This window comes from Kitasatospora sp. NPDC005856, from assembly GCF_040629945.1.
Classification (GTDB): Bacteria; Actinomycetota; Actinomycetes; order Streptomycetales; family Streptomycetaceae; genus Kitasatospora.
The window spans coordinates 492,177-508,919 of record NZ_JBEXWT010000001.1; the positions used below are offsets into that span (position 1 = coordinate 492,177).

Here is a 16,743-nt window from a genome sequence, read left to right on the forward strand (position 1 = left end):
CCTTGCCCCGGCGGATCGTGCCGGGGCGGGCTCGGGGTGATGGATGGGGGAGGCGAGGGGTTTCAGCGGGCGGAGCCGGTGCGGGGGTCCAGCGCGTCCCGGACGGCGTCGCCCAGCAGGTTGAAGGCGATGACGAACAGCAGCAGCGCCACGCCGGGGAACACCATGTAGGTGGGGTCGGCCTGGAAGACCTCGGAGCCGCGGGCGATCATCCGCCCCCAGTCCGGGACCGGTTCGGTGACACCGACGCCGAGGAAGGACAGCGCGGCCTCGGAGGCGACGAAGGTCGGCACCGCCATGGTGGCGTGCACCAGAAGCTGCGAGCGCACATTCGGCAGAAGTTCGTGGACGACGACATGGAACCGGCCGGCGCCCTGGGCCCGTGCGGACTGCACGAAATCCCTTTCCCGGAGCGAGCGGACGGTGGCCCGCAGGGAAAGCGCGAGCGGAATCCAGCCGAATGCCGAGAAAACCAGGATCAGCACCAGGAACTGCATCCACTCCGGTTCCGCGGTGCCCGGGTCGACCAGCCGGGACTGGATCACCGGGCTGAGTGCGAGCAGCAGGAGCAGCGTCGGAAAGGCCAGCAGCACATTCGCGAGGAATCCGAACAACCGGTCCGTGATCCCGCCCAGGTAACCGACCGCGACGCCGGCCAGCACGCCCAGTGTCGTGGTCACGGCGGCGGACACGAAGGCGATCAGCAGCGAGGTGCGGATGCCGTACAGCAGCTGGGTGAAGACGTCCCGGCCGAGGCCGGGTTCCAGACCGAACCAGAAGTCCCCGGAGATCCCGCCGTTCGGCAGCATCGGCAGGCCGCCGTCACTGAGCAGGCCCGGGATGTTCTGGCCGTAGTGGTCGACCGGGTTCTTCCCGTACAGCGCGGCGACCAGCGGGGCGCCGAGGGCGAGCAGCAGGAACAGCACCACCACCGTCAGGGCGGCGGCGCCGACCCGGTCCCGCAGGATCCGGCGGAGCAGGCCGGGGTCGGCGGCGGGCACGGGCCCGGCCGCGGTGTCCGGGACGGTGTCGACCACGGCCATGAGGCGTAACCTCCGAATTCTCCGCCGCCCATGGGTGAGGGTGCGCTGGTGTGCATTTCCGGTACGGCGCCCGGGGTTTTCCCGGCGACCGTTCGGACGACATTTGATCGGATGCGTCCGAGGTTCCGCAAATCACCTTCCGCGGTCGCCCGGGTCATTCCTGCCGAACTGTTTCGGGAAATGTAGCGGCTTCATTTCGCCGAAACACCGGCGTTGCAGAAGAACGGACATCACGGGGCAAATCGGACGGCCCGTTCCGCATTCTGAGACCTCCGCCACAGTCCCTCCGGTGTTGATACGATCCCGGTGGGCCGCAACTGGCGCGTAGGGATGGAATCAACCATCGGGAAGCGGCCCCGTGAATCCTCACGTGCACTTGCCGAGCGCCTGGGCCCCCGCAATCCCCACCAGGAGACCGCCATGGCCCAGCAGCCCCACACCGCCGCCTCCGCCGCGGCCGACACCGCCTTCCGCAGCGCCCTCGACGTCGTCGCCGGCGTCGAACCGCGGATCGCCGCCGCCATCGGCCAGGAACTGGCGGACCAGCGCGCCTCGCTCAAGCTGATCGCCAGCGAGAACTACGCCTCCCCGGCGGTCCTGCTCACCATGGGCAACTGGCTCAGCGACAAGTACGCCGAAGGCACCGTCGGCCGCCGCTTCTACGCGGGCTGCCGCAACGTCGACACCGTCGAGAGCATCGCCGCCGAGCACGCCCGCGAGCTGTTCGGCGCCGACCACGCCTACGTCCAGCCGCACTCCGGCATCGACGCCAACCTGACCGCCTTCTGGGCCGTCCTCTCCCAGCGGGTCGAGAGCCCGGCCCTGGAGCGCGCCCAGGTGCGCAACGTCAACGACCTCACCGAGGAGGACTGGGCGCGGCTGCGTCAGGAGCTCGGCAACCAGCGGATGCTCGGCATGTCCCTGGACACCGGCGGCCACCTCACCCACGGCTTCCGGCCCAACATCTCGGGAAAGATGTTCGAGCAGCGCAGCTACGGCACCGACCCGGCCACCGGCCTGATCGACTACGACGCGCTGCGCGAGACCGCCCGCGAGTTCCGCCCGCTGATCATCGTCGCCGGCTACTCCGCCTACCCGCGCCTGGTGAACTTCCGCAGGATGCGCGAGATCGCGGACGAGGTCGGCGCGACCCTCATGGTCGACATGGCGCACTTCGCCGGCCTGGTCGCGGGCAAGGTGCTGACCGGCGACCACGACCCGGTCCCGCACGCCCACATCGTCACCACCACCACCCACAAGTCCCTGCGCGGCCCGCGCGGCGGCATGGTGCTGTGCCAGTCGGAACTGGCCGAGCACGTCGACCGCGGCTGCCCGCTGGTGCTCGGTGGCCCGCTCTCGCACGTCATGGCCGCCAAGGCGGTCGCCCTCGCCGAGGCCCGCCGCCCCGAGTTCCAGGCCTACGCCCGCGCCGTCGTCGCCAACGCCCAGGCGCTCGCCGAGGGCCTGCTGCGCCGCGGCGGCAAGCTGGTCACCGGCGGCACCGACAACCACCTGGTCCTCGCCGACGTCTCCGGGTACGGCCTGACCGGCCGCCAGGCCGAGGCGGCCCTGCTCGACTCGGGCATCGTCACCAACCGCAACTCCGTCCCGCAGGACCCGAACGGCGCCTGGTACACCTCGGGCGTCCGCCTCGGCACCCCGGCCCTCACCACCCGCGGCCTCGGCACCGCGGAGATGGACGAGATCGCCGACCTGATCCACACCGTCCTGGGGGCCACCGCCCCCACCACCACGGCCAAGGGCTCCCCGTCCAAGGCCACCTACACCCTGGACGCCGCGCTCCGCGACGCCATCGCCAAGCGCGCCGCCGACCTGCTCGCCCCGTACCCGCTCTACCCGGGCGTCGACCTGGTCTGACAGCCGCCCGGAGACCGGAAGGGGCGCCCCGTGGTGGGGGGGGCGGGCGGCCCCCGCCCCCCCCCCCCCCCGCGGGGCGCCGACGGGTACACACCCCCCCCCGGACCCGCCGGGGGGCCCCCGGGGGGGCCGGCCCCGGCCGCCCCCCCCACCACCGCCCACCGGCGGTCCGGTCAGTACTGCAGCGACTTGTACTGGAGGAACTCCTCCAGTCCGTGGCGGCCCAGCTCCCGGCCGAGGCCCGAGCTCTTGTAGCCGCCGAAGGGTGCGAGCGGGTTGAAGCGGCCGCCGTTGAGGTCCACCTGGCCGGTGTCGAGGCGGCGGGCGAAGGCGGCGGCGGTGTCGGTGTCGCGGGCCCAGACGCCGCCGGACAGACCGTACGGGGTGCCGTTGGCGAGTTCGACGGCGTGGTCCTCGTCGCGGTAGCGGAGGATCGCCAGGACCGGGCCGAAGACCTCCTCCTGGGCCACCGTCATCTCCGGGGTCACGTCGGCGAGCACGGTCGGGCGGACGTAGTAGCCGGTGGGCGGTTCGGCGACCGGCTCCGAGCCGCCGACGACGAGCCGGGCGCCCTCGGCCAGCGCGCCGTCGACGTAGCCGCGCACCCGCTCCAGCTGCCGGGCGCTGACCAGCGGGCCGATCCGGGTCTGCGGGTCGGTCGGGTCGCCCGGCCGGTACTGGGCGGCGAGCTCCCCGGCCCGGGCGACCGCCTCCTCGTACTGGTCCTCGTGCACCAGCAGCCGGGTCAGCGCGCTGCAGGTCTGGCCAGAGTTGGCGAACACGTTGGCGATGTTCACCTTGACCGCGCGGGCCAGGTCGGCGCCCGGCAGCACCACGTTGGCCGACTTGCCGCCCAGCTCCAGGGAGACCCGCTTCAGCCCCCGGCCGGCCGTCTCGGCGACCTGCCGGCCGACGGTGGTGGAGCCGGTGAAGGAGACCAGGTCCACCTCCCGGTGCGCGACGAGTGCCGCGCCCGCCACCGCGCCGGTGCCGGTCACCAGGTTGAAGGTGCCCGCGGGGAAGCCCGCCTCGTGCACCAGCCGGGCGAACAGCCGGGCCACCAGCGGGGTGTCCTCGGCCGGCTTGAGGACTACGGGGCAGCCGGCCGCCAGCGCCGGGACGGCCTTGGCCACGATCTGGTGCAGCGGGTAGTTCCACGGCGTGATCGCCGCGACCACTCCGGCCGGCTCGGCGTGCACCACCGAGTTGCCGATCCGCTCCTCGAAGGGGTGCTCGGCGAGCAGGGTCAGGTAGGACGTCGCCACGGAGAGCGGCAGCCCGGCGTGCACCGCCCCGGTGAAGCCGATCGGCGAGCCCAGCTCGGCGACGACCGTCTCGGTGATCTCGTTCTGCGCGGCGGCGATCCCGTCCCGCAGCCGGGTCAGCAGCGCCAGCCGCTCCTCGCGGCCGGTCGAGCCCCAGCCGCGGGCCGCCCGGCGGGCCGCCGTCACCGCCGCGTCGACGTCGGTCGAGCCGCCGGCCGGCACCGTGGCCAGCACCTGTTCGGTCGCCGGGTTCAGTACGGTGATCGACCCGGTGTCACCGGAGGGCCGCCACTCGCCGTCGATGTACTGGTCGCCGTGCTCCGGGTACTGCGCGTCCTGCCGCACCGATCGTCCTCTCGTCCACTCAGCCGCCCTTTAACTAGCAGCGCTAGTCGGAGGCCAGTCAATGCGGCACGGGCGGTCGCGCGCAAGAGTCAATCCGGACCGGCGGACCTGACGGTTACTTCGGGGCGAACCGCGCGGTGCACTCGTCGAACGGCTCGATGCCCACCTCGGCGCGTCGCCCGTCCGGCCGTTCAGGGGTCCTCGCACGGCCACGGCGCCGGGTGGCCGTCCGTCGTCACCGAGCCGGTCTGTGTCCGTACCGCTGCTCCCGGCCGTCGTCGACCGCCGGCCGGGAGCGCGGCGCGCCCACTCCCGCGACGGACGCCGAAGGGCCGGTCGGAGGAATCCGACCGGCCCTTCGGCGTGTGGGGAGGATCAAACCCGGGAAGGCTCCGCCGCCCGGGCGCTCTCGGCCTCCGTCGCCATCTCCTCGCGGACCGCGGCCAGCGACGGGTTGGCCCAGGCGCTGGCGACGCCCCAGCGGTAGAACGCGAGCCCGATCGCGGCGACGATCAGCAGGTCCCAGCCCTCCGGCAGGTAGTCGTGCCCGCCGAAGTCGGCACTGCCCGCCCAGGAGACGCCGGCCATCACGAACAGGTAGGCGACCATCCAGGCGCCCGCCTTCAGGTGCGGCTTCAGCTCGGCGAACGGCTTGCGCAGCTCGTACCAGGCCCAGATCGGCAGACCGGCGGCCATCAGCAGGATGACCTTGCCGGTGAGCGGCCAGCGGGCCCAGTAGAGCACCAGCGAGCCGAACACCATCGCGACCGGGGCGATCACCGGCATGGCGCGCAGCCGGACCGGCCGCGGCAGGTCCGGGGCCAGGCGGCGCAGCGCCATCACGGCGACCGGGCCGGTGATGTACGAGATCACGGTGGCCACCGAGACGATCTCGGCCAGCGAGCCCCAGCCGCGGAAGACCGCGAGGAACAGGAAGGCGACGACCAGGTTGAGCAGCAGCGCCGGGCGCGGGATGCCGGTCCGGGCGTCGACCTTGCCGAAGATCTTGGGCAGGTGGCCGTTCTCCTGCACGCCGTGGATCATGCGCGAGGTGGTGGCGGCGTAGATCATGCCGGTGCCGGAGGGCGAGATGAAGGCGTCCGCGTAGAGCAGGATCGCCAGCCAGTTGAGGCCCCAGGCGATGGCCAGGTCGGCCAGCGGCGAGGTGTAGGAGAGGTTGCTCCAGCCGTTCGCCAGGTCGCCGCCCGGGACGGCGCCGAGGAAGGCGATCTGCAGCGCGACGTAGATCACCAGGGCGATCAGGATCGAGCCGATGACGGCCTTCGGCAGCGACTTGCCGGGGTTGCGGGCCTCACCGGCCAGGTTGAGCGGGGACTGGAAGCCGTTGAAGGCCCAGACGATGCCGGAGACCGCGACGGCGGTGAACACCGAGCTCCAGCCGTTCGGCGCGAAGCCGCCGTGGTCGGTGAAGTGCGCCGAGTCGAAGTGCGCGAAGAGCAGTGCACCGGCGGTGACCGTCGGGACGATGACCTTGAAGACGGTGATCGCCGTGTTGGTCTTGGCGAACAGCGTGATCGCGAACCAGTTGAGGACGAAGTAGACGACCAGCAGCACGCTGGCCAGTGCCACGCCGCTGAGGGTCAGCTCCTTGCCGTCGTACAACCCCTGCGCCCAGCCGAAGTGCCAGGAGCTCATGTACTGCACGGAGGCGGTGGCCTCGCCGGGGATGACCGAGACGATGGCGATCCAGTTGGCCCAGGCGGCCAGGTAGCCGGCCAGCGAGCCGTGCGAGTACTGGCCGTAGCGGACCATGCCGCCGGCCTTGGGGAACATCGAGCCCAGCTCGCTGTAGGTGAGCGCGATGGTCAGCGCCACCGCGGCGCCGATCACCCAGGCGAGGATCGAGGCGGGTCCGGCGAGCTTGGCGGCCCGCTCGGCGCCGAACAACCACCCGGAGCCGATGATCGACCCCAGCCCGACGGCGGTCAGGCTGATCGTGCCGAGCGATCGGCGGTAGTTCTGGTGTGATGCCGTCGACGATTCGGGCTCACTCAACGTATCGGTCCTCTCGCTCGTGGTTCATCGGGTGGTGTCGGTGTTTTTACGATTTTGAGTCGCTATTTCGGACAAACGGAGAGCAGCCTATGGTCCGAAAACGGGCGAAAACCTCAGGGGAAGCTCAAACCGTCCGATTGTTGCCATCTCGTGTCCGGCTTCCGGGTCGGTGCGGACCGGCGAGGAGGCCGGCGTCACAGCGCCCGGAAGGGCGATGGCCGGGAATGGCGACCGGGGCCGGCCCGAAAAGTCGGGGCGGCCCGAAAAACGAAATTCCCCGTGAGTGCCTCTCGGCTCCCACGGGGAATTCGGCTGTGTCCGAGGGGGGACTTGAACCCCCACGCCCGATAAAGGGCACTAGCACCTCAAGCTAGCGCGTCTGCCATTCCGCCACCCGGACCGGGTGTGTGCTTCGGGGGCTTTTTCCTCGCCCCCTCGGCGACAGAGAGAACATTACCAGGGTTCTGGAGTGCTTCTCACCTGCGCTTCCTCGGGCCGGGCCGCCGGGGCCCTCCGGAGCGGCCCCGGCGGCCCGCACAGGTTGGTACGGCCTGAGAACGCGCTCGAATCCGGCCCGAACCGGTGGCGTCCGCGAAGGAACCGGTCGACTCCCGCACCGCCCACGGTCGGTTGCGGCCGGAAACGGTCCGACACGGGCAACTTGTCGACGGTGCCACGGCCGCCGCGACGGCTCTCGTAGCGTCTGTGGACCGAGGGCGCCATGAAGCGGATCGCCTGATTCCCGGGTCGCGGACGAAGGGCGGCTGGACGTGGAGCAGATCAGCGGAGCGGCGAAGGCCGAACCGAGACGCGGCAGGCGGAAGGAGGGCCAGGGCGGGGCGACGGCCTCCGGAGGTCCCGCCGAGGGTGTGTGGCGCTTCCCGGTGCCCGCCACCGAGGCCTCGGTGCCGCTCACCCGGCACGCGGTGCGCGACCGCCTGTGGGCCCAGGGCATGACCGGGGTGCGCTACCAGGAGCTGGTGGACGACCTGCTGCTGATCGTCTCGGAGCTGGTGAGCAACGCGGTGACGCACGCCGCCGAGCTGTCCCCCCAGGTGGTGACCGAGCTGTCGGTGCTCGGGGCCTCGGTGCGGGTGGCGGTCGAGGACGGTGACCCGTACCGGCCGAAGGCGCTGGAGAACGACACCGCGAGCACCGGTGGGCGCGGCCTGCTGCTGGTGAAGAGCGTCACCCTGCAGGCCGGCGGGGTGTGCGACGTCGAACACACGGGGGAGGGCGGCAAGGTCATCTGGGCCTCGCTGCCCGTCCCCCCGGAGCCCGGCCGCTGACCGGCCGGGCCGTCCGGGTCGTCCAAGCCGTCCGGGTCGTCCAAGCCGTCCAAGCCGTCCGGGACGGCGGCCGGTGCGGCCGGACTACCAGTCCCGCCCGGCGATCTCCCGGATGCCCGGCAGCGCGGCCTCGAAGACCGTCTCGAACCAGACCGAGAACGGCCGCTCCGAGCGCAGCTCCCGCAGCTCCTGCGCGGTCACGAAGGCGAAGTCGTCCACCTCCTCCGGGTCGGGCTCGACGGGCGCGGTGACCAGTCCCACGAACAGGTGGTTCCACTCGCGCTCGATCAGCCCGGAGGCCTCGTCCGGCAGGTCGTAGCGGACGGTGCCCGCCTCGCACAGCAGCGCCGGTGCGACGCCCAGCTCCTCGGCGGTGCGCCGGGCGGCGGCGACGAACGGCGGCTCGTCCGGGTACGGGTGGCCGCAGCAGGTGTTCGACCAGACGCCGGGGGAGTGGTACTTGCCGAGCGCCCGGCGCTGGAGCAACAGCCGGCCCTGGCGGTCGAACAGGAAGACGGAGAAGGCCCGGTGCAGCCGGCCCGGCTGCTGGTGGGCCCAGAGTTTCTCACCGGTGCCGATCGTGACGCCCTCGTCGTCGACCAGTTCCAGCAGGATCTCGGCTCCGGCGGGGGCGGACCCGGTGGCCCGGGGGTCGACCGTGACATCGGTCTCCACGTCGAGGCCGGTGTCGATCTCGGCGGCGAAGTGCGTCGGGTCGGTCGGCAGACTCTGGGGCATGGGGCCTCTTTCGGGAACGGGAGCAACGGAAGCATCGGGCGTCTCCGACGCACCGGGTGGAGTGCGGCGGACACAGCAGGGGCACCGGCGCCGGCGTCGGGCTCCAGTCTGCCGTATGGGTGGCACTCACCAGGGGTCCCACGCACAACCGGACGGATCATGACTCAGAGGAGTCGGAAACCGGCCAGAGAAGGATCCAGGAAGCCCCCGAAAGAGTCACGGAATTCGCAGAATCGTTCGTCGCCCGTTCGGATCCCGTTCGACCGGCCCGCGGCGGATTCCAGGGCGGAACCCACGGCGGGCTCCGGGGCGGACTCCCGGACGACCCCGCCGCCCCTGCCGCCGCCACCCCGGCCCGCCGCCCGGCCCGCCGTCGGCCGGCGCCCCCGCCGCCCCTGCCCGCCGCCCTGGCCTGCGGGCGCGTTCTGGCCGGTCGCCCCGGTCGCCTACCATCACATACGACACGGTGCCCGGATCTGTGCCGGCACCGGCGCGCCGCCGCCCGGCCCGGTCGAACGCCGGTCCGGGCGAACCAGTGGCGCCGCCGACCTCCGGCGCGGCCCCGCGCACAGCACGACGGATCAGGAGACCCGCATGATCGGCCTCGTTCTGGCAGCCGGCGCCGGCCGCCGGCTGCGCCCCTACACCGACACCCTGCCCAAGGCGTTGGTGCCGGTCGACGGGGAACGGACCGTCCTGGACCTCACGCTCGGCAACTTCGCCGAGGTCGGACTGCGCGAGGCCGCGATCGTCGTCGGCTACCGCAAGGAGGCGGTGTACGACCGCAAGGACGCCCTGGAGAGCAAGTACGGCGTCAAGCTCCACCTGGTCGAGAACGACAAGGCCGAGGAGTGGAACAACGCCTACTCGCTCTGGTGCGCCCGCGAGCTGTTCGCCGAGGGCCTGCTGCTGGCCAACGGTGACACCGTCCACCCGGCCTCCGTCCAGCAGACCATGCTGGAGGGCAACCGGCGACTGATCGACGCCGGCACCGCCCCCGGCATCCTGCTCGCCCTCGACACGGTGAAGAAGCTCGCCGACGAGGAGATGAAGGTCGTCGTCGACCCGGCCACGGGCATGCGCCGCATCACCAAGCTGATGGAGCCGACCGAGGCGACCGGCGAGTACATCGGCGTCACCGTGATCAACCCGTCCGCCGCCGCCGACCTGACCGACGCGCTGCGCGCCACCTACGAGCGCGACCCGCAGCTGTACTACGAGGACGGCTACCAGGAGATGGTCAACCGCGGCCTGCGGATCGACGTGCAGCCGATCGGCGAGGTCTCCTGGGTCGAGGTCGACAACCACGACGACCTGGCGAAGGCGCGGGAGATCGCGTGCCGGTACTGACCCGACTGGTTCCGTCGCCGCTGTTCGTCGAGATCCGCCCGGGTGCGCTGGACGCGCTCGGCGGCATCCTCGCCGACCAGCGGCTGTCGGCCTCGGGCCGGATCGCGGTCGCGATCAGCAACGGCTCCGGCTCGGCCATGCGCCGCCGCCTGGAGCCGGCCCTGCCCGGAGCCGACTGGTACAACGTGGACGACGGCAGCCTGGACAGCGCGGTGCGGCTGGCCGAGGAGATGCGCGGCGGACACTACGACGCGATCGTCGGCCTCGGCGGCGGCAAGATCATCGACGCCGCCAAGTACGCCGCGGCCCGGGTCGGCCTGCCGCTGGTCGCGGTCGCCACCAACCTGGCCCACGACGGCATCTGCTCGCCGGTCTCCACCCTGGACAACGACGCCGGGCGCGGCTCCTACGGGGTGCCCAGCCCGATCGGCATCGTGGTCGACCTGGACGTGATCCGGCAGGCCCCGCAGCGCTTCGTGGCGGCCGGCGTGGGCGACGTCGTCTCCAACATCTCCGCGTGCGCGGACTGGGAGCTGTCGCACGCGGTGACCGGTGAGCCGGTGGACGGGCTGGCCGTGGCGATGGCCCGTTCGGCGGGCGAGAACCTGCTGCGGCACCCGGGCAGCACCCGGGACCAGGACCTCCTGACGGCGCTGGCCGAGGCCCTGGTACTGTCCGGCATCGCGATGAACATCGCGGGCAGCACCCGGCCCTCGTCGGGCGCCTGCCACGAGATCTCGCATGCCCTGGACGTGCTGTATCCCAAGCGGTCCGCCCAGCACGGCGAGCAGGTCGGCCTCGGCGCCGCCTTCGCCAGCTTCCTGCGGGGCGAGCGCGAGCTGTCCGGTCTGATCGTGGAGCGCCTGGCGAGCCACGGGCTGCCGGTGACCGCGGCTCAGATCGGCTTCACCGAGGCGGAGTTCACCGAAGCGGTGCACTACGCTCCGAACACCCGACCGGGGCGCTTCACCATCCTCGAACACCTCGACCTCTCCCCTTCCGCAATCAGGGACGCGTACGCCGACTATGTCCAAGCCGTCAACAGCTGACCCCTCCACCGCGGGAGCCCAACGGCCCCCGGTGGACCTGACCCGCCGGCCCTCGATCGAGGAACTGCGCGCGGTGATCCACCCGGAGGGCATGCTCCAGCGCCGTAGCGCCGAGCACTGGGCCGGCCGCCTGTACATGCGGAAGATCTCGCTGCGGATCACCCGCGTGCTCTCCACCATGACGGCGATCACGCCCAACGGCCTGACGTACCTGATGATGTTCACCGGCATCCTGGCCGGTGCCGCGCTGGTCGTGCCGGGCATCGCGGGCGCCGTCCTGGGCTTCCTGCTGATCCAGGTCTACCTGCTGCTGGACTGCGTGGACGGCGAGGTGGCCCGCTGGCGCCGGCAGACCTCGCTCACCGGCGTCTACCTGGACCGGGTCGGCCACTACATGTCCGAGGCGGCCCTGCTGACCGGCCTCGGCCTGCGCGCCACCGACCTGCTGCACCGCGAGGGCGCCGGCTCGCACTGGGAGTGGGCCTTCCTCGGCACCCTGGCCGCGCTCGGCGCGATCCTGATCAAGTCCGAGACGGACCTGGTGGACGTGGCCCGGGCCCGCAGCGGCATGACGGCCGTCGAGGACAGCGCCTCGGTTCCGCGCTCGTCCTCCGTCGCCAGGGCCCGCCGGGCGGCCTCCTTCCTGAAGTTCCACCGCCTGGTCGGCGCGGTCGAGGCCTCCCTGTTCATCCTGGCCGCCGGCGTCGCCGACGCCGTGCACGGCGGACTCCTCTTCACCCGGCTCGCGGTGGTCGTCCTGGCGGCGATCGCCATGCTCCAGACCGTGCTGCACCTGCTGAGCATCGTCCTCTCCAGCAGGCTGCGATGAACGCGACGACAACCGCGGAGAACTTCCGCCTCGGCGCCGTGATCATCACCATGGGCAACCGGCCCGCCGAGCTCAACACCCTGATCGAGGCCGTCCGCGCGCAGGAGGGCCCGGCGGTCGAGCTGGCCGTGGTCGGCCAGGGCGTGAAGCTGCCCCCGCTGCCGGAGGGCGTGCGCAGCGTCGAGCTGGCGGAGAACCTCGGCATCCCGGGCGGGCGCAACGTCGGCATCGAGCTGTTCGGCCCCGACGGCGCGGAGGTCGACGCCGTCCTCTTCCTGGACGACGACGGGAACCTGCCGCGCACCGACTCGGCCCGTCTGCTGCGCGAGGCCTTCACGGCCGACCCGGAGCTGGGCATCGTCTCCTTCCGGATCGCGGACCCGGACACCGGGGCCACCCAGCGCCGCCACGTTCCCCGGCTGCGTGCCAGCGACCCGCTGCGCTCGTCCCGGGTGACGACCTTCCTCGGCGGCGCGAGCGCGGTGCGCTGCAAGGTGTTCGAGCAGGCCGGGCAGCTGCCCGCCGAGTTCTTCTACGCCCACGAGGAGACCGACCTCGCGTGGCGCGCGCTGGACGCCGGCTGGGCCATCGACTACCGGGCGGACGTGGTGCTGCACCACCCCACGACCTCGCCGGCCCGCCACGCGACCTACTTCCACAACGTGGCCCGCAACAGGGTCTGGCTCGCGAGGCGGAACCTTCCGGCCCTGTTGGTGCCTCTCTATCTGGGAACCTGGTTCCTGCTGACCCTGGCCCGCCGCCCCTCCCCGGAGGCGCTGAAGGCCTGGTGGGGCGGATTCCGGGCGGGTTGGCGCGAACCCTGCGGTCCGCGGCGGCCCATGCGGTGGCGTACCGTTTGGCGACTGACCAGGCTGGGCCGACCACCGATCATCTGATCACATCTGATGGCATCCGCATCGAATGATCGATCGCTGCGGCCGGTGCCCACCCACCGGCCGGCTCCCCCGAGATCCCAGTGGATCCCCATCGGTGCACCGGCGGCCCCCGCCGACCGGCCGCCCCGACCGATCCCGCGTGAAGGACGAATGTGTCGACAGTGAGTGAACCCGTCAGCCTCTCGGCCCCCAGAGGGGCGGACGCGGGCCTGACCCCCAAGCAGCTTGCGGACAAGTACGGTCTGGCGGTGAGCGGCGCCCGTCCCGGCCTGTTCGCCTACTCCAAGCAGCTCTGGGCCCGGCGCCACTTCATCTGGGCCTTCGCCACCGCCCGCCTGGTGGCGCAGTACACCAACGCCAAGCTCGGCCAGCTGTGGCAGGTGGTGACCCCGCTGCTCAACTGCGCGGTGTTCTACCTGGTCTTCGGCGTGATCCTGGCGAGCAAGCAGGGTTTCCCGGACAACACCTACATCGCCTGGCTCTGCATCGGCGTCTTCGTCTTCCAGTTCACCCAGAACGCGGTGCAGGCCGGCACCCGGGCGATCTCCGACAACCTCGGCCTGATCCGGGCGCTGCACTTCCCCCGGGCCAGCCTCCCGATCGCCTTCACCGTGATCCAGCTCCAGCAGCTGCTGATCTCCATGGTCGTCCTGGTCGTCACCGTGCTCGCCGCCGGCATCACCCCGGGCCGGACCTGGCTGCTGATCATCCCGGCGCTGCTCCTGCAGACGCTCTTCAACACCGGCATCTCGCTGGTGATGGCCCGGATCGGTTCCAGGACCAGCGACATCTCCCAGCTGATCCCGTTCGTGATGCGCGCGTGGATGTTCCTGTCCGGTGTGATGTTCAGCATCCAGGACAAGATCACCCACTGGCCGCACTACATCCAGACGCTGATGGCGGCCAACCCGGCCTCGGTCTACATGGACCTGCTGCGGCACGCCTTCGCGCCGGTCATCTACAACCCGCACCAGCCGGTGCACCAGACCCTCCCGCCGCACCTGTGGGTGTACGGCCTCGGGTGGGGCGTGGGCATGTTCGTCATCGGATACGTCTTCTTCTGGAAGGCCGAGGAGGAGTACGGCCGTGGCTGACACCGACCTGAGCACCACCACCGACACCGTCCGGGACACGGACGTGGCCCGCGAGCCCACCGTCGTCGTCGACGACGTGCACATCGTCTACAAGGTGCACGGCGCCGGCTCCGGCAAGGGCAGCGCCACCTCGGCGCTGAGCCGCATCATCAGCCGCAAGCGCGCCTCCGGCGTGCGCGAGGTGCACGCGGTCCGGGGCGTCAGCTTCACCGCGTACAAGGGTGAGGCGATCGGCCTGATCGGCTCCAACGGCTCCGGCAAGTCGACCATGCTGGCCGCCATCGCGGGCCTGCTGCCGACCGAGAAGGGCGGCATCTACACCAACGGCCAGCCCTCGCTGCTGGGCGTCAACGCCGCGCTGATGAACGAGCTCACCGGCGAGCGCAACGTCATACTCGGCTGCCTGGCGATGGGCATGACCCCGGCCCAGGTGAGGGCGCGCTACCAGGAGATCGTCGACTTCTCCGGCATCAACGACAAGGGCGACTTCATCTCCCTGCCGATGCGCACCTACTCCTCCGGCATGGGCGCCCGGCTGCGCTTCTCGATCGCGGCCGCCAAGACCCACGACGTGCTGCTGATCGACGAGGCCCTCGCCACCGGCGACCAGGCCTTCCAGCAGCGCAGCAAGCGCCGGATCGACGAGCTGCGCAAGTCCGCCGGTACGGTCTTCCTGGTCAGCCACGACAACAACTCGATCCGCGAGGTCTGCGAGCGGACGATATGGATCGAGGCCGGCGAGCTGGTCATGGACGGACCCACCGAGGAGGTCGTGAGCCGCTACGAGCGCGGCGAGCGACCGTAGTCTCCGTCACCTCCCGCAGGGCCGGCTCCGGATCTTCCGGAGCCGGCCCTGCGCCGTGCCCGCCGCCCTCCGCGGGGAGAGCGCCCGGTGCCCCGGGCGGGGCGGTCTTTTCCGGCGGGCTCCGGCGTGCCAGCCTGGTGGTCTCGGGGGCGGTGTGCCGTGCGTGACCCCCGTGCTCGGACGCGTGTCCGAGTCGGGCCGGTCGTGCCACGCGGTGTAGAACGGGGGAGTGACAGCAGTGTCGGCTTCGGCCCAGCCCAGAGATACGCCGGTGAACGGTTCCGCAGGACAGACCCTGGACAAGGCGGGCGCGGAGAACTTCCCCGTCGCGCCGTTCTTCCTGCCCGCGGCCTGGCGCGACGACCTGATGGCGGTGTACGGCTTCGCCCGCCTGGTCGACGACGCCGGCGACGGCGACCTGGCCGATCCGGCCGCCACCGCCCGTCTGCTCGGGGTCGAGCAGGCGCCTCCCGCCACCCCTTCGGCCCAGCCCGGCCCGCCGAGCCCGCAGGAGACCGCCTTCCGGCTCGCCCTGCTCGACGGCCTGGAGCACGACCTCGACCGGGTGTTCGAGACCGCGCTGCGCACCGCCGGCGGTTCCGCGGCCGGCGCTGACCGGCCCCGCCACCCGCTGATGAGCGCGCTCGTCCCGCTGGTCGACCGGCACGGCCTGACCCCCGAGCCGTTCCGCCGTCTGATCGAGGCCAACCGGGTGGACCAGACCACCGCCCGCTACGCCACCTTCGACGACCTGATCGGCTACTGCACCCTCTCCGCGGACCCGGTCGGCCGCCTGGTGCTGGCCATCGCCGGCGTCTCCACCCCCGAGCGGATCGAGCTCTCGGACGCCGTGTGCAGCGGTCTCCAGGTGGTCGAACACATCCAGGACGTGGCCGAAGACCTGGCCCACGGCCGGATCTACCTGCCCGCCGAGGACCTGGCCCGCTTCGGCGTCACCGAGGCGGACCTCGCCGCCCCGTCCGCCGACGGCGCGGTGCGCGAGCTGATCGCCTTCGAGGTCGAGCGGGCCCGCACCCTGCTCGACCGCGGCGCACCATTGGTGGGTACGGTTCGGGGGAGGCTCCGACTGCTCCTGGCGGGATTCACCGCAGGCGGCTACGCGGCCCTGGCGGCCGTCGAGGACGCCGGGTACGACGTGCTCGCCCAGCAGGCGAAGCCTGACAAGCGCCGCCTCGCAGCGAAGGCGGCGGCCATCTTCGCGAAGGGAAGGTGAACGCCCGAGTGGCGGCATCACCACTGGCGTCGGCCCAGGTCATGGCGGCGTACCGGTACTGCGAGGCAGTCACCGGACTGCAGGCGCGCAACTTCAGCTACGGCATCCGCCTGCTGCCCGAACCCAAGCGGCTGGCCATGTCGGCCCTGTACGCCCTGGCCCGCCGGGTGGACGACATCGGCGACGGCGACCTCCCGGACGACCGCAAGGCCGAGGCACTGCTGCGCACCCGGGAACTGGTGGACGAGGTCCGCTCCGGGGTGGTCTCCGAGGACGACACCGACCCGATCAAGGTGGCCCTGGCCGACGCGGCCCGGCGCTTCCCGATCCCGCTCGGCGGCTTCGACGAGCTGATCGACGGCGTCGAGATGGACCTCAAGGGCGCCGAGTACCAGACCTACGAGGAGCTGAAGGTCTACTGCCGCTGCGTCGCGGGCGCGATCGGGCGGCTCTCGCTGGGCGTCTACGGCTGCGACGACCCGGAGCTCGGGGCGCGCTACGCGGACACCCTGGGCCTGGCTCTGCAGCTCACCAACATCCTGCGCGACCTGCGCGAGGACGCCCTGAACGGCCGCACCTACCTGCCCGCCGAAGACCTCGTCCGGTTCGGCTGCGAGCAGGGCTTCGCCCTGCCCGAGCCGCCGGTCGGCGCGGACTTCACCGGTCTGGTGGCCTTCGAGGCCGCCCGCGCCCAGGCGGCCTTCGAGGAGGGCCTGCGGCTGCTGCCGATGCTCGACCGCCGCAGCCGCGCCTGCACCGCCGCGATGGCCGGGATCTACCACCGGCTGCTCGGCCGGATCGCCGCCGACCCGGAGTCGGTGCTGCGCGGCCGGGTCTCGCTGCCGGGCTGGGAGAAGGCGTACGTGGCGCTTTCCGGGCTCGCCGGGGGGCGTTCTTGATTCTCACAACAGT

The 16,743-nt window shown here is 71.8% G+C and carries 14 protein-coding genes, 1 tRNA gene and 1 riboswitch; of the genes, 10 read left to right on the forward strand and 5 right to left on the reverse strand.

Features of this window, described 5'->3' with window-relative positions; translation table 11 throughout:
- Nucleotides 1-62: 62 nt before the first annotated feature.
- Nucleotides 63-1,043: an ABC transporter permease gene (locus ABZ449_RS02100; protein WP_360338551.1), complete on the reverse strand. Its 981-nt coding sequence runs from the start codon at nucleotides 1,041-1,043 to the stop codon at nucleotides 63-65.
- 303 nt (nucleotides 1,044-1,346) lie between these two features.
- Nucleotides 1,347-1,443, forward strand: a riboswitch (ZMP/ZTP riboswitch).
- A gap of 20 nt (nucleotides 1,444-1,463) precedes the next feature.
- Between ABZ449_RS02100 and ABZ449_RS02105 the strand changes: the two genes are divergently transcribed.
- A complete protein-coding gene (locus ABZ449_RS02105) occupies nucleotides 1,464-2,921 on the forward strand; it encodes a glycine hydroxymethyltransferase (protein ID WP_360338554.1) in 1,458 nt (485 codons plus the stop codon).
- Between the two features lie 173 nt (nucleotides 2,922-3,094).
- Here ABZ449_RS02105 and ABZ449_RS02110 read toward each other — a convergent pair whose 3' ends face one another.
- The 3 genes from ABZ449_RS02110 to ABZ449_RS02120 all read right to left on the reverse strand — a co-directional run bounded on the left by ABZ449_RS02110 (nucleotide 3,095) and on the right by ABZ449_RS02120 (nucleotide 6,947).
- Nucleotides 3,095-4,531, reverse strand: coding sequence for an aldehyde dehydrogenase family protein (locus tag ABZ449_RS02110; protein ID WP_360338557.1), 1,437 nt, complete (start codon nucleotides 4,529-4,531; stop codon nucleotides 3,095-3,097).
- A 375-nt stretch (nucleotides 4,532-4,906) separates the two neighbouring features.
- Nucleotides 4,907-6,547 carry an APC family permease gene (locus ABZ449_RS02115; protein ID WP_360338560.1) on the reverse strand — a complete coding sequence of 547 codons (1,641 nt, stop codon included), beginning with the start codon at nucleotides 6,545-6,547 and terminating at the stop codon, nucleotides 4,907-4,909.
- A 315-nt stretch (nucleotides 6,548-6,862) separates the two neighbouring features.
- A tRNA-Leu gene (locus ABZ449_RS02120) sits at nucleotides 6,863-6,947 on the reverse strand.
- 469 nt (nucleotides 6,948-7,416) lie between these two features.
- Between ABZ449_RS02120 and ABZ449_RS02125 the strand changes: the two genes are divergently transcribed.
- Complete coding sequence (locus ABZ449_RS02125; RefSeq protein ID WP_360338811.1) at nucleotides 7,417-7,836, forward strand: ATP-binding protein; 420 nt, start codon at nucleotides 7,417-7,419, stop codon at nucleotides 7,834-7,836.
- A gap of 84 nt (nucleotides 7,837-7,920) precedes the next feature.
- On the opposite strand, the gene idi is transcribed toward ABZ449_RS02125, so the two are convergent.
- On the reverse strand, nucleotides 7,921-8,574 hold the full coding sequence (gene idi, locus ABZ449_RS02130; RefSeq protein ID WP_360338563.1) for an isopentenyl-diphosphate Delta-isomerase: 654 nt from the start codon (nucleotides 8,572-8,574) through the stop codon (nucleotides 7,921-7,923).
- A 594-nt stretch (nucleotides 8,575-9,168) separates the two neighbouring features.
- Here idi and ABZ449_RS02135 point away from each other — a divergent pair.
- From ABZ449_RS02135 to hpnD, 8 genes are all read left to right on the forward strand, one after another.
- Nucleotides 9,169-9,924, forward strand: a complete 756-nt coding sequence (locus tag ABZ449_RS02135; RefSeq protein ID WP_360338566.1) for a phosphocholine cytidylyltransferase family protein — start codon at nucleotides 9,169-9,171, stop codon at nucleotides 9,922-9,924.
- Nucleotides 9,912-10,973 (forward strand): iron-containing alcohol dehydrogenase family protein, encoded by a 1,062-nt coding sequence (locus ABZ449_RS02140; protein ID WP_360338569.1) that lies wholly within the window; start codon nucleotides 9,912-9,914, stop codon nucleotides 10,971-10,973. The genes ABZ449_RS02135 and ABZ449_RS02140 overlap by 13 nt, the downstream gene beginning before the upstream one ends.
- Before the next feature lie 91 nt (nucleotides 10,974-11,064).
- Entirely contained in the window at nucleotides 11,065-11,802 is a 738-nt protein-coding gene (locus ABZ449_RS02145) for a CDP-alcohol phosphatidyltransferase family protein (protein WP_360338813.1), read from the forward strand.
- A complete protein-coding gene (locus ABZ449_RS02150; protein WP_360338572.1) occupies nucleotides 11,799-12,698 on the forward strand; it encodes a glycosyltransferase in 900 nt (299 codons plus the stop codon). Before ABZ449_RS02145 ends, ABZ449_RS02150 begins: the two co-directional genes overlap by 4 nt.
- A 152-nt stretch (nucleotides 12,699-12,850) precedes the next feature.
- Nucleotides 12,851-13,792, forward strand: coding sequence for an ABC transporter permease (locus tag ABZ449_RS02155; RefSeq protein WP_224281122.1), 942 nt, complete (start codon nucleotides 12,851-12,853; stop codon nucleotides 13,790-13,792).
- A 7-nt stretch (nucleotides 13,793-13,799) separates the two neighbouring features.
- Complete coding sequence (locus ABZ449_RS02160; protein ID WP_360338816.1) at nucleotides 13,800-14,597, forward strand: ABC transporter ATP-binding protein; 798 nt, start codon at nucleotides 13,800-13,802, stop codon at nucleotides 14,595-14,597.
- Nucleotides 14,598-14,868: 271 nt separating this feature from the next.
- The gene (gene hpnC / locus ABZ449_RS02165) at nucleotides 14,869-15,831 is read left to right on the forward strand and encodes a squalene synthase HpnC (RefSeq protein WP_360338575.1); all 963 of its coding nucleotides are present in this window, start codon (nucleotides 14,869-14,871) and stop codon (nucleotides 15,829-15,831) included.
- 41 nt (nucleotides 15,832-15,872) lie between these two features.
- Nucleotides 15,873-16,730, forward strand: coding sequence for a presqualene diphosphate synthase HpnD (gene hpnD / locus ABZ449_RS02170; protein WP_360338819.1), 858 nt, complete (start codon nucleotides 15,873-15,875; stop codon nucleotides 16,728-16,730).
- Nucleotides 16,731-16,743 lie beyond the last annotated feature (13 nt).

Bases quoted from the DNA above. Each gene is read 5' to 3' on its own strand.
- ABZ449_RS02145 (WP_360338813.1), top strand. From the start codon at position 11,065: ATGCTCCAGCGCCGTAGCGCCGAGCACTGGGCCGGCCGCCTGTACATG.
- hpnD (WP_360338819.1), top strand. From the start codon at position 15,873: ATGGCGGCGTACCGGTACTGCGAGGCAGTCACCGGACTGCAGGCGCGC.
- ABZ449_RS02105 (WP_360338554.1), top strand. From the start codon at position 1,464: ATGGCCCAGCAGCCCCACACCGCCGCCTCCGCCGCGGCCGACACCGCC.
- idi (WP_360338563.1), bottom strand. From the start codon at position 8,574: ATGCCCCAGAGTCTGCCGACCGACCCGACGCACTTCGCCGCCGAGATC.
- ABZ449_RS02100 (WP_360338551.1), bottom strand. From the start codon at position 1,043: ATGGCCGTGGTCGACACCGTCCCGGACACCGCGGCCGGGCCCGTGCCC.
- ABZ449_RS02135 (WP_360338566.1), top strand. From the start codon at position 9,169: ATGATCGGCCTCGTTCTGGCAGCCGGCGCCGGCCGCCGGCTGCGCCCC.
- ABZ449_RS02150 (WP_360338572.1), top strand. From the start codon at position 11,799: ATGAACGCGACGACAACCGCGGAGAACTTCCGCCTCGGCGCCGTGATC.